At 41.3% G+C, this 12,971-nt stretch carries 8 protein-coding genes; all 8 read right to left on the minus strand.

What is annotated here, in order from left to right; translation table 11 throughout:
- Positions 1-101: 101 nt before the first annotated feature.
- The 8 genes from Q502_RS13160 to Q502_RS13195 all read right to left on the minus strand — a co-directional run bounded on the left by Q502_RS13160 (position 102) and on the right by Q502_RS13195 (position 12,314).
- A complete protein-coding gene (locus tag Q502_RS13160) occupies positions 102-1,232 on the minus strand; it encodes an ISL3 family transposase (RefSeq protein WP_108702529.1) in 1,131 nt (376 codons plus the stop codon).
- Entirely contained in the window at positions 1,225-1,662 is a 438-nt protein-coding gene (locus tag Q502_RS14935; RefSeq protein ID WP_099830067.1) for a transposase family protein, read from the minus strand. The genes Q502_RS13160 and Q502_RS14935 overlap by 8 nt, the downstream gene beginning before the upstream one ends.
- 259 nt (positions 1,663-1,921) lie before the next feature.
- Positions 1,922-3,985, minus strand: a complete 2,064-nt coding sequence (locus Q502_RS13170; protein WP_181456419.1) for a DrmE family protein — start codon at positions 3,983-3,985, stop codon at positions 1,922-1,924.
- Positions 3,986-4,283: 298 nt separating this feature from the next.
- On the minus strand, positions 4,284-4,763 hold the full coding sequence (locus tag Q502_RS13175; protein ID WP_102819267.1) for a phospholipase D-like domain-containing protein: 480 nt from the start codon (positions 4,761-4,763) through the stop codon (positions 4,284-4,286).
- Positions 4,763-6,568, minus strand: a complete 1,806-nt coding sequence (gene drmB / locus Q502_RS13180) for a DUF1998 domain-containing protein (RefSeq protein WP_180977970.1) — start codon at positions 6,566-6,568, stop codon at positions 4,763-4,765. The genes Q502_RS13175 and drmB overlap by 1 nt, the downstream gene beginning before the upstream one ends.
- Position 6,569: 1 nt before the next feature.
- A complete protein-coding gene (gene drmA, locus Q502_RS13185) occupies positions 6,570-10,421 on the minus strand; it encodes a DISARM system helicase DrmA (RefSeq protein ID WP_112109472.1) in 3,852 nt (1,283 codons plus the stop codon).
- Positions 10,422-10,426: 5 nt separating this feature from the next.
- Complete coding sequence (locus tag Q502_RS13190; RefSeq protein WP_102819271.1) at positions 10,427-11,074, minus strand: DNA glycosylase; 648 nt, start codon at positions 11,072-11,074, stop codon at positions 10,427-10,429.
- A complete protein-coding gene (locus Q502_RS13195; protein ID WP_102819272.1) occupies positions 11,031-12,314 on the minus strand; it encodes a DNA cytosine methyltransferase in 1,284 nt (427 codons plus the stop codon). Before Q502_RS13195 ends, Q502_RS13190 begins: the two co-directional genes overlap by 44 nt.
- Between the last annotated feature and the right edge of the window lie 657 nt (positions 12,315-12,971).

Below are 12,971 nucleotides of genomic sequence, written 5' to 3' on the forward strand. Positions count from 1 at the left end.
CCTCATAGTGTCCTAACTACAAGGGTAGGTAATTCCGGGGGAAGTTGCAATGGCTCTTGCATTAACAGGGAATTCTCCGGCTCTTCCTCAGATTATATGAATTAACTCATGATCACCTTCAATCGCAATAGTTCAAATGAACATCTCCCGTACATTATCCGCTTAATCACCTTAAGCTTGTTTATGACGCCTTCTATGACTCCATTGCTGAACTCAGTCCTGATCGCATTCTTAACTGCCTCAATGTCTCTTTCTATTCCCCTGGCAAAGGTTGTTAGCTCACGGATATTGAACTTTTTTACTTTTTCCAACCAGATTTCGAGCCTTGAATCATCTTTAATTCTAAATATGTCTCTGAAGTCGTTAACTGCCGAGCAGAGGTTTTGAAGGTTCTTGTTTGTCTTGAGATACTCTTCTATCTTCTCTTGATCTTCCACTTTGAACCTTGAGATATCATTGTGTAGAAATGAGATCAACAGTCCTCTTCTAAGAATCTTTTCGGGAGAAGTCTTTCTGTGCCTTCTTCCCAAACCTTCGTTGTATTCAGCCAAGAATGCGTTCAAATTCCTGTATGAACCTTTATATCCTTCTTTAACGATGACTCTGAATATGCTGGCTATTGTCTTTCTTTCATGATTAAGAGTGATTATAGTTTCTTTGTATGGGTCGAGTATGCTTCTTCTTTCTCTTGAGGCGCTCAGCATCCTTCCCTGATGCTTAACGTATTTTTTTGCTGTCCGGCAATCTATCTTCAGTTCTCTGGAAATGGCACTTACTGAGTATCCCTTCAGGTACATTTCTTTGACAGTCCCAACAAGCTCATTCTTCGCTTCTTCTGTTTCTCTACGTTTGATTTCGGCCTTGGTAAGTTTTCTCACTGTTTGATTTTCGCCAACTACTTCTTTCAGCTTTATTCTGGGAGGTATTGTGCGCCTAATATACTCGCTTGCTCCATCCATAAGGTTCTTAACCAGATGAAAACGATCACTTACCTGTAGTGCCCCGGGCAAAGCTTCTGCTACAGCCTTCGCATATCCTATTGACCCATCTCTTGATACCACTTCTATTTCGGGATATCCTCTCAACCACTCTGTAACTTCGCCAGTATCCCTTGATGGAATCATATCTACAACCTTCGAGGTCTCATAGTCCACCATTACTGTGCCATATGTGTGGCCCTTCCTGGTCGCAAAATCATCTATGCAGACTGTTTTGAGAAGCGTTCTATTTATAACCTGTTTTTTTTAACATCCTCAGAATCGTGTCGTCGGATATTTCGGTAAGTCCATTACTAACTATTCCCTCAGCTTTCAGGGCACTCATGTTTGCCGCCAGCTCGATTATTCTTTCATTCAATCTCTTTGTTCTTCTCCCGTAATCGTCAACAAAACTGAATCTCTCTGCGAATTTCGATTTCTCACACTCTGTATTCTTGCAGAAGAATACCCTCCTTTGAAGTACTATTGTCAACTGTCTACTCTGAACAGGTAGATCGGAAAATGCTTTCAGATAAATCGTGTGAACACTCTTTGACTTCGCACCACAATATGGACATACTGCTTCTTCTCGTCCCATCTTTGCATGTAGTTCTATTCTGTCTTCATACACTCGAGACTCAATCAATACAAGATCCCGGTCCAGTGACCTAAGTAATTCTTCCAATTCCCTCATCCGCTTTCGATAATAAAATAAGTGACTTACTCAATTCTACGCATTCTTTCACTCTTTTCCTACTTATTGAGGAAGAGCCAATTCTCCTCTGCAATTTCAGGGATTCACTCTCTGCAATTACCGGTACTTATATTCTGCAGCAAAGACTCGAAGGACCGGTAACCGGTAGACTTTCTTCCACAGTGAAGTACTTGTCAAGTTTCTTCCAGAACTGATTTCACTAGTCTTTAACATGATGATGATTCGTTATCTAGAGGAACCGGTTCTTGAGATTTCCGGGAATATTCAACTCTCTCTTGATTGCTGTAATCTCTGCAAATATAAGAGAACCGCTGTTCATTATGTCCTCAATTTCGGGTGCAATTCTATCATTCTCATCAAGTAGCGATCGTGAAGTCCTCGAGATCAGTGATTTTCCGATCATCAGTCTAAGCGCCATAGCTGCCTTGCACGCTGCTTTCACTCTGTCTTTAATCAAGCGAAAGTCCTCGTCTTCAGAAAATTCCGCTATCAGATCGATGACCTCTAGTTTCTGAGGTCGTATGCTTCTTGTGTCGTCTTTCCATCTTCTAATTGTCTGAAAAGGATGCTTATACCCCAAGGACGTATTAAGCCGAGCAGCAAATCGTCTCAAATTTTCGAACTTAATTCTGAAAAGAGCGTCCCTCCATTTTGATGAAAGCTTCTTGATTTCAAGGTATTTGTCAGGCCTTCTTGCGACCATGTTCTCAAACACTGAATCAATTATTTCCATGTCAGTTCCCGTAAAGAAAAGAACAGTATCTCCTACCTCAAGATCATTCGGAGATACTGACTCAATAATCTCTTCAGAATAATTGACCCTTCTTAGTCTGGATCTATCGGTTGAATAAAAACACTTATTATTGCTTAAGTCTATCCTGTAGCCTTCAAAATTGCTGTCGCTTGAGTCGGCCAAGTCTGACGATTCACCATCAACATAAGAGTCCAGATGAATATCAATCATTTTCGTCAAAGATCCTGCTAATTCCATTTCATCGAAACCTTCACCTTGATACTGCCTCTCGTACTGACTATATCGAATAGGCTTGAAACTTCCTAAGTGATGCTTTCTCCATTTTGATTCCAGAGGATAGAGAACATGGAAAACTCTCTTAGTCCTACTGAACAGAAGAGAATCAGCATGATCAGCGTTCCAGAAGAATAAATACACTTCCTCGTATTCCTTATCATACCTGCCTTCCAAACTGGACAACACGTCCACACTTTTCAAACCCTTTTCACCAATAATTCTTTCAACATCCGCTTTATCAGCTTCATCAACGGCAATAGCGTAGTACTTGCTTTTATCGAAATCTCTGCACAGAAGTGCTCGCAGGTAATTTGACTTAACTTCCCCAGAGAGATTATCTGAGTCATTATTCCTAAAACGCTCTATTCTCTCCACAAGTGAACTCAGATTCCCAGGAAGGTTCCACAAGCCCTTTTGCTCAGGAATTAAGATCCCCACTATATCAAGCATTTCATTATTCAACTCCTCACTACTTGTGGTTACTGAGATCAATGCCCTCCTAGCTCTATGAAGAAGATCATAAGATTCATATGATCTGTGAAGTGTGTTAAGTTCTCGAGATAGAACGTATATGTCGCTAAGTAGCTGAGCGATGTCCCCCTCTAAAACAATTTCCTCAAAGCTTGTATTGCTTTCTGAATCTGAATAGATGCCAACTGCTGAGTTGTTGAAGAACCTTATGCTATCCAGACAAAGCTTCTGATAGAGTAAAATGGTGGGGGGCAGGATATCAGTATCAATTGCATCGGCAATTTCATTAGTGGATGCTACGGATTTTCTAGTACCATCAATTATCAGTAGGTCTGATCTCGCTTCCGAGTAATACCTTAGAAGTTGATCAAAACTTGAAAATACGTTTATGACCGGAATAAGCAGACTAGATTGGCGGTTAGCTACATGTTTTGGTTTCACAGAGGGGAAAAGCAAATGCATTGGTATTTTACTATCGTCTGGGAGAATTACATTCGCTCCTGACATGGCTTTAAATAATGAGTTAACGTTATCAGAAATCACATCTAGTGTGAAGTGGATCCTTTCTTTTGATATCAGATGTCCGGCATTCTTCTCGGAACAGATTAAATCCCATACTGCAAGTGCTTTGTCAAGAAATCTCATTTGCCTCCTCGTCAAACTATTGGTCCTTGCATAGTCCTGAGATATTTCAACAAATCTGTGGGTTTCGATATTGCAGGTTCTTTTTAGTGTCCCTCTTGACCTAGCACCTGTAGCAGGTATCGGAAAGCTGAATTCAAGAACACCCATTCTGAATCCTTCAAGGACAGGGATCTGCCTTGCTCTTGTCTCCAATCCTGTATAATAGAACCTTCGTCCAACAAGGGAATCATAGTTAGGGCTCTTATGAGAGGGATCTGAGATTCTTCTGCTACAAAGGGCAAGGCATGCTGACAGAATACAGAGGAGTTCTTCTCCCGGGCACTTCCTTAGAGCAATTCTAACCGGATCTTGCTGGTCAAGCAGAGTACACGCCAATTCATAGTAATGATAGATATTACTGTAATGCAGTTTTGAAAAGGTTCTCTGTAGAATATCCAGAATTGCATCATTCAACATCCAAATGCCTCAACGAATGAATTACTGAGTAAATCAAATCCGCAAGAATCCATACTTCTCTACCCGCGGTGATCACTCCTATTTCATGGTTAAGCAAAGTCCCTCCAATTGTGATGTTCGAAGATCCTATGAATGCCTTTCTTCTATCCGAAATGATAACCTTTGCATGAAGCTTCCCTATTCCAAGGTCTTCGAAATAATGCGGTTTGATCCCAAGTTCATTATCAAATCTATCCAGAGCATCTCCGAGAACTAAAGATCGTCTATCCAGAAGAAAATCTATTTTCAGAGCCCTTTTTACAGCACTGTTCAGGTGATCGAATATCCGAGAGTCCGAATCAGAGAATGTGTAAGAAACAATAAGAAGTTCCTTCTCCGTCTCGTCAATTAAGTCCATAATCACTTGGCCAATGGAGCGAAAAGAAGTACCGCTGAAAAGGACCCCAGAAGTAACAAAAGCAGACTCCATTATGTATCACCGCTCAATAAGTGGCGATCAAGCCAGAGATTCCTGTGTTCACACGATGTCTCTGAAAGCATGCAACATGCGTAACAGGAAGCACCTGAAAACACTTTTTCTCTCCCAAAGAACTCCTTTGAAGAACTGCACAATGGATCATTCGAACAAGTGTAAGAAAGCTCAAATGCTTTGTTTAGAATGGAAGAGAATTTTTCTTTTGAGGAAGCCAAGGAAATCAAACCACCAAGAGTACCATCAGCACCCTTTTGAGTAGAATAAATGATTATCCCTCCCGTTACTGAGTCTCCCTCATCATAGTAAATACGCTCTCGTATCGATGCAGATGAATACCCCGCGTATATAGATATTATTCTTATGAGAAGATGAGAGAGCGTATGCCACCACACAAACTCTGGAGTGAGCTCATACTTCTTCTCACTTCTGAAAAGAGAAGCATCGTAGCTATCTCTTTCTTGCCAAGCGGAATACCAGTACTCAGATACTTCGTTATGCATTACAGGTGTCTGCGTATTCTTTGTCGTAATGAAGATTCCTTCCCCAAAATGCTCTATTCCAGGATACCACTTCGTTCTGTCGTGCTCTGAAACCTCTGCCCCGATATCAACCTCTTTGGCGTTGTCGCCTGGGAGCCTTACGTATCCCTTCTGAACAGTTACAGTTCTTAGATGCCTTATTGGGACCACCCGAAACTCTATCGTTTTTCCATCTCTAGGAGTATATTTAACATCTAACGCATCGTTTGGGTCCATTTCAATGTACTTCTTTCCTCTCTTAGAAGCAGTTTCTGGAGATCTTATAGAAGGAATCCCTTCTTTGCTTCCCTTAACTAAAGCGTCGAATTCTTGCTTATAGGGGTCAGTAGTACTAGAAGAATATGTGCTGAGATCCACGTAGGCCCTTACAATATCGCCAAAACTGTATTGCTGTATCTTCAAGAAATCGCCGTTCGTTTTTCTTGGATTGTTCTTTATCCAGAGCCGAATATCACTTGCGAATTTTGCTTCGTCGTAATGGTTGACCATTAGCAACGCAAGAATTGCGTCGTTGGACTCAAGAATTTTGTGTAGTTCCGTAATAACGGGTGGAATTGTGAAAAAAGTCTTAATAACTGGTAATCTAACGCTAGAGGCTTGCCTCTGAATCACTCTGGCATTTTCGGTACATTTCTCTCTAACAGGTCTGGTCGACTTCAATTCTTCAACTTCTGGTCTTCTTCCCGAACATCTATAACTTCCTTCGAGATAAATGTCCTTGAGCGACTTGCTCTTGCCGCAGAATCCACATTCTATTGTTACAAGATGAAGGGAAGCAGGCCCACCGAACCATTTGAAATAGGGATTCCTTCTGCAAGGAGCTCCTTCATGCACAATCCAGTCCCAGTTTACATCATCGAGATGACCTTTTGGACAAACACTTACAAATCTGATAGGCTCACTAAACGAATCCTTTTCGCAGACAGGACATGTTTGTCCTCTATAGAGCACCGAGAAACTTCCCTTTTTGCTGTCAACATGAGACGAAGTACATAATTTCCACGAAGGAAACGGACGCGTATAATACAGGTAGTTCTTCCCCATTTCAGACACAGGAATCTGGAATATCCTTCCTCCATTCAGCTCATTTGAAGACATACGAGAATCAGATATTTCATTTTCTTGGGGATCGAATCCATAATTCTTGAATAATCCCTGCTTAAGATTGAGAATGATTCTTGGACCTTCTGTAGTCTCAATAATAGCCCCTGGACCGAGTGTATATATAAATTCTGACGAACGGATTTCTTGAAAACTCATGCTATAAACCTCCATCAATTTGCAGCCTAAAGGTACCTTCAACTTCTCTTAGTGACTGAGGAGTATCACCAAAAGCAATGTGTCTACTGAAATCGTTGGATTGCTTGAGATCGCCCAAAACAAGGAAGTTCGGTTTGCGATACTTGTCGTAAGAGTTGTAGAATAGTTTTTCTTTTTCATTTGCCGCTTCGAATGCCACTTTTGCCCACTCTTCCAGTTTTCTGATAATACATTCTTTAACATCCTTTTCGACCGGAATTCGCATCTGGGGTTGGGATTTTGCTCTTTCAATAATGGCATCACATACTCTCTTCACTTCTGAGAAATTCTTGCCGTTGTTCATCAACGAAGGATTGTTCCTCCAGTCGTTTCCATTGTCGTTCCTCATATTTCTAAGGACAGAGACAATTACTGGTCCGATTCCGTTCTCAATAGCACCCGGTGAAAAAGGCATCACAGTAGCCGGTTCTACAAACCTGTAAAGCTGGTTATGATAAGCACAGAAGAATTCGTAGTGATTTAGGTCTCTCGGTCTAGAGGCCCTTAGAAATGTTATAATAAGCCCGCCTGCACTTCTGCCTACTCTTCCGGTAGCTTGAATGTAAATGGATGTGTTTTTTGGTTGACCATTAACCACCATTAGACCTAGACGAGAGATGTCAACACCAGTGCCAAACATTGAAGTAGCAAAGAGAGCACCTGTGTTATCGGGATAATTTTTCTCAAGATCCTCAAGAATGAATGGTAATTCTGTGGAAGAACGCCTGCTTGAAAGCTCAATCAAATTACTGAAATCATTTTCCGCTGTTTCTCCATTTGAGTATTTGAACTTCTCCGGAATGTCTTGCTGGTATAGTGTTCTTGCTCCAGCAAGTTCGCGAATCGCGTTGAAATAACCTATTACTGTAGAGTAGGGGTCAATCATTTGTGAGAAGGGCATTTCTTCCTTATCATTTTGGATTATTTCGAACTTAGCACTTAATAGTGCGGTCCAGATATTTACTATAGGAGTATGCGGTCCTAAACCTGGAGCTGCAACTCCAATATACAGCCTACCAGGGCACCCATCGTCAAGTACGCTGGTCTCTCTTTCTCTCACGAAGAAATGAACTTCCGCTTCGAACCCATGAGGAGGAAACAAAGCCATATTTCTGTTGAACAAAGCTTTAACTTGATCTTCTGCGTTCTTCACAGTCGCTGAAGACGCAAGATATTTAACAGGGCTTTCATTAGCCTCTTCACAAAGAATGTCTACTGCACTTTCATACAGACCAACTAAGCTTCCAAGAGGACCGTCAATTAGGTGCAACTCATCCTGGATTATCAGTTCCGGACCGCCAAATGCTTCTATCTTAATTCCTGTTGTCCCTCCTCTAGAATAACAAGTACCATTGTTCCATCTACTTACATTACCAAACAGTGAGGCTGTCTTTGGCTCGAATGGAAGCCTCGCAAATTTATCCACGGTAGCAACCACCATAGAAGGACAGTGATTGTAAATCTGCTCATCACAAGTGAGCGCAGGAATTGGGATTCTGTTGCACTTGTACTTTTCGTTAGTCGTTTCGAAGTCATACAAACTATAGCCATCTGCAAGAACTTCACCCTGGCCATCACGAACTGGGATTCCTGCAAACCACTTTCTGTTCAGATCACAATCAGGATTATTACAGATAATATGGAAATCCTCGGTGTCATTCGTACTGTAATACCCAGGATTCGAAGGGCTTAACGACATTAGCGTCAACCTTCTACCACGTCTGAAAACATGCCACCAATCATTAATAGTTCTTTTCGTGATAGTTCTATCGCTTCTAATTACAACTACCATTATCCAGTGCTTCTCAGATCTCGTAGAAAGGAAATTTATGCTTTTAACTTCACATTCATCCGTACTGATCTCTTCAGGAAGTATGTTTGGTTTTATGTTATCTTGACTTCCAACAAGAAAGAACATGGTATGATCTATGTCTTTTGGTAGACCAACTGAAGTAGGGGAATCGGACCTATCTTTTGGAATCGATAGAATGCTACCACACGATGGACATCTAACTACTTGAGCAGGCTCTCCTGTACTGTACTCAGGTAATCCTTCTTTATCGCTCAGTACATCAATTGAACTCTGAATCTTATTTGGAGTCACACCTGTACCTACCCATAAACCAATTTCAAAAGGAATCGAACCCCAAAGAATATCTTCATTTTCTTCCTTCGATGATGGACACCATCCGCGTTTCCCATTGTCTCGTTCATAAACTCTAAGCAGTTCACACGCAGTTATGGCACTTAGAGCTCTTCTGTATTGTTGGATGGTTAGCAATCGAAGAGTGTAGCGTGAAATTACGGTAGTTCCCCCACCGTTTCTACCTCTGATAAGAGCTTTTCTTCTTCTATGTGCTATAGTAAATGCTGCAATCGCCAGATAGGCTTCTGTCTTTCCACCGCCAGTGGGTATCCACAACAGATCACATGTTTTCCGGTATTCAGAGTTAGGTTCGACAATAGACTCTAGAGTAAGTAGAATGAACGCAAGTTGGAATGGTCTCCATCGAAGAAAAGGGGTTTCCCTATTAGTTTTGTCACCCAGTTTGCGTTTCTTCTTCCATCGAGCTTGAAGATTCATAGCTTTCATAGCAAAACAGAACGAAAGGAGTACATTGTCATCTGTCTTCAGAATCTCCATACTTCTTTTCATGCGGTCAATTGCAACCATGTTTTCATGGACTATCTGCTCTAGAATGTGTTCAGTCCAACCCTGAGGTACATTGCTTAGAGCCATTTCTTCTTTTACATCAAGAAAGGATCTTTCGAGCCATTTCTTATAACCATTGATTATTGGTGAAAGTGCAGCTTCAACTGATTCAGCGTCAGATAATTCGGAAAGTTCTTCAGTGTCGAGCTCGGGTTCGGGACTTATTTCTTCAGGCCAATCAAATGTCGGCGAAACGATTAGATGAATAGGAAGAAACTCTGATCGCAAATCACAATCAGAAAACTTTTCGTACTCCTGGGAAGAACTACCTAACAAAAAGGCTCCATCTGACCAGACGAAAGGAATTGATAAATTGAGTGATTTCAGTTCTGAACTTTGCCAGTCGATCTCTTTCCAGACTGAACTGCACAAATGTCCTTTTGCTTTTACTCTTCGTTTTCTGTAGAGAAAAGACTCGAAACCATCCTCGGTTTCTTGCCCATTCCCTGGAAATGATAGATCATAAATGGCAACAATTTCAGAGTGTGTACAACAGCTTATTCTAATCTGGGGTTGCATTATATAATCTTCAGAGTCCCAGTCACCTTTACGCGAATTCAAAATGAACAAATTGGCGGAATAGGTAGAATTATTGTACTCTTCTATTACAACTCGAAAGGAAAGTCTTGCGCTTGTCTTATCACATCTTTCACCTGATTCAGTTAGATATATTTCTTGACAGCCCTCAGACTCAATTTGCCCGATGAAGTAAGCGGGGTGTCTCTTGTAATACGAATCCTCCTTACTGTAAGTTGCCCATGTAAGGCAGTATTCAAACCACGGGCCTTTAGTTGCCTGCCGTTTAATATAGAAAGATATTCCAAACGAACTTGGCTTCTTCTTGGGATCTAGCGCTGGAGACATCAGGATTGAATCTTGTATTTCGTCATCACTAAGAGCTTCTTCTGGAGATTCAGCGATCATTGCATCAGCAATCACTGAAGAGTTATCGAATTCTACTCTTTCGCTTTTCAGTTCACTTATTGGAGCCAGGACACCTGTTACATACTTTTTCCAAGGTTCTTCATTCACTTCTTCAGTCGGTCCTTCAGCAGGCCCGAGAAGTTCCCTAGCCAGACGTGAAACGAAAGCTTCCCTCACTTGAATCACTCCCTAGAAGTAGCTGTCCAGCTCACTTCATAACTGCAGATATCTCTTAGGCAGCACGAATCGCATTTCGGAGCTCTTAAAATGCAAACTTTCGATGTAAAATCAAGTATAGAATAGAGAAGCGTGCCAGGTTCTTTAGATGTGAAAAACTCATGTGCCTTCTCGATCAATACCCTCTTTCTTCTCATTTCTCCCTTAAGATTCAGCCCATGAAATCTGTTCAAGAAGCGAGCAATATTCGAATCAATAACGGGATAAGGAACTCCAAAGCAAATCGTCAGAATTGCACCTGCAATGTAATCCCCAACTCCCGGAATCTCCAACAGAGCAGATGCACTTTCCGGAAAAGTCCCTCCATATTCTCTGGTAATAAATTGAGCAGCCTTAATGAAATGGTCCGATCTCCATCTGAGGCCAAGCGGAGATAAGATTCGAGACACATCTTGTCCACCAGCATCCGATAATGACGAGAGTTGTGGATATCTCCTAATAAACTCCTCAAAAACTGGAACAACCTGCTCCGCCCTTGTTCTTTGCAACATAAACTCAGAAATCATGACTTTGTAAGGAGAGACCTCATTTCTCCAAAGATAATTACGCCTATTTTTTGCAAACCATGCTACTAGAACTTCCTGAAGATTCATAGCTCACAAGCAACTCCTTGATCTTTCTTGCTATCTTTTCCGCCATTAGTGGGGGTACTGCGTTGCCAATCTGCCTATATCTCTGCAAACCTCCCCCTTCAAAATAGTAATTATCAGGAAATGATTGCAGTCTAGCTGCCTCTCTCACGGAAATTGACCTTGCCTGCTTTACGCAAGGATGAATGAAATAGTGCCCATCTTTTGCGAGGTGCGCAACAACAGATTGTGCGTACTCAAGATCCGAAGCAATGACCTTAAATCTGTCTTGGAAGGACTCAGTATTCTTATGGGATTTCAGATGCTCAGGTAACTCCGAATACCTTACTCTTCTTTTCTCCGTGTCCCAGATGTTAATCACATATCTGTAAATTTCACGATCCACTTCCCTTAGTGGTCTTGTATCATGTTGAGTAAGTCTGTCGGATAAAATACGAATTTTCGTGTCTTTGAGGTAACCTGTCGGTGGTCCGAAATAATCTTCCGATAACGAACGCCCTGGTTCAATTGGTGGAAGATCAGACAACAATTCTATCACTCGATAATTGCTATGAACCTTCTGGAATTCCGGATACGAAAGTGATTTTGATTCATGCCATCCGATGATAACAACTCTCTTTCTATGTTGAAGAACACCGAAATCAAACGAGTCTAGGACATGTGGCCTAAAATCAACACTATAACCGGCATGCCTGAACTCATCTATGAGTTTTCCAAAAAAACTGCCTCCGTCGACTGTAAGGAGGCCAGGTACGTTCTCAAATACAAATACGGAGGGATTAAGTGCGTTCAGAAAATGGACATAGTACTTGTACAGAAACCTTCGCGGATCGTTTAGCATTCTCCCCCTATCCCTAGCTCTGCCGATATGTGAATATGCCTGGCAGGGGGGACCCCCGATCAAAACATCTACTTTATTCCGACGGCTATTAAGAAGGATCTCTTTTATCTTCTCCGTAACAAAAGGCAAAGTGTCCTCCTTAAGAGTGATGTTTATGACAGGATCGTTTCCTTCGATCACTTTTCTGAATTCATCTTTAGCAATTTTCCCTTCTAGATAGTCCCAATAGCGGCGGGTTCCTTCCCCTCCAGAAAGCTGCCAGAACTGATGTCGCGTTCGCAGAGTCTCACTTGCGTACATGTCTGACTCTACATATGCTACTACGTCAAACCCAGCCCTTCTAAACCCTTCAGAGAAGCCTCCAGCACCTGCAAAAAGATCTACAGCTGTGAATTCAGACACTTTGATCCTCCACCCTCAAGAGTCTAATACCATATTTCTTATGTCGAAAAGGTCAAAATGGAACTTATAACTTAGTCTATCATAAGTAACATTGCTTTCAAAATAAGGATCAAATTTAGTAATCTGTAAGAATAAATTGCTAATTGGTTTGCAAATACTCTGGAAATCTGCTCCAAATAAAGAATGGTAACATCATTGTCCGAATGCTTTTTTGGATCCTGAAATGTACTGCATCAAGCAATGAAAAGAAATCTAGAACTGCCATCGCAACAAAAACACGAGTATATTGAACGCGGTAATGTTCTGTATCCTTTCATCGCATCAGGTAATTATGTCTCCATAGTGACATCATATTTTCCATTGTGATTTGATAATGGACAATAAAACACCTCAATTTCCGAAACTCTAAGCAGAAGAGAACTTAATGCGACTTGATTCAACAAAGCTGTCGTCTAGCTGGATTTTCACCATAGATTGGCATGAGGATCATTTAATGCATACATTAGCGATCTATATAGTTTTCAATAGCAACGTTTTTCTAACAATCTTTTCTGACTTCTCCTCAAGAAGGCGCTTCAGTATATTCTAAGACAATTGTATCTTGCGCACTTTATGTTTAACAAAAGATTTCAATGTGTCCGGATGAAAGAGAGAACC

Source organism: Mesotoga sp. Brook.08.YT.4.2.5.2. (assembly GCF_003351125.1).
GTDB lineage: Bacteria > Thermotogota > Thermotogae > Petrotogales > Kosmotogaceae > Mesotoga.

Coding starts and splice junctions, on each gene's coding strand:
- Q502_RS13170 (WP_181456419.1), bottom strand. CDS start 3,985: ATGGGTGTTCTTGAATTCAGCTTTCCGATACCTGCTACAGGTGCTAGG.
- Q502_RS13175 (WP_102819267.1), bottom strand. CDS start 4,763: ATGGAGTCTGCTTTTGTTACTTCTGGGGTCCTTTTCAGCGGTACTTCT.
- drmB (WP_180977970.1), bottom strand. CDS start 6,568: ATGAGTTTTCAAGAAATCCGTTCGTCAGAATTTATATATACACTCGGT.
- Q502_RS13190 (WP_102819271.1), bottom strand. CDS start 11,074: ATGAATCTTCAGGAAGTTCTAGTAGCATGGTTTGCAAAAAATAGGCGT.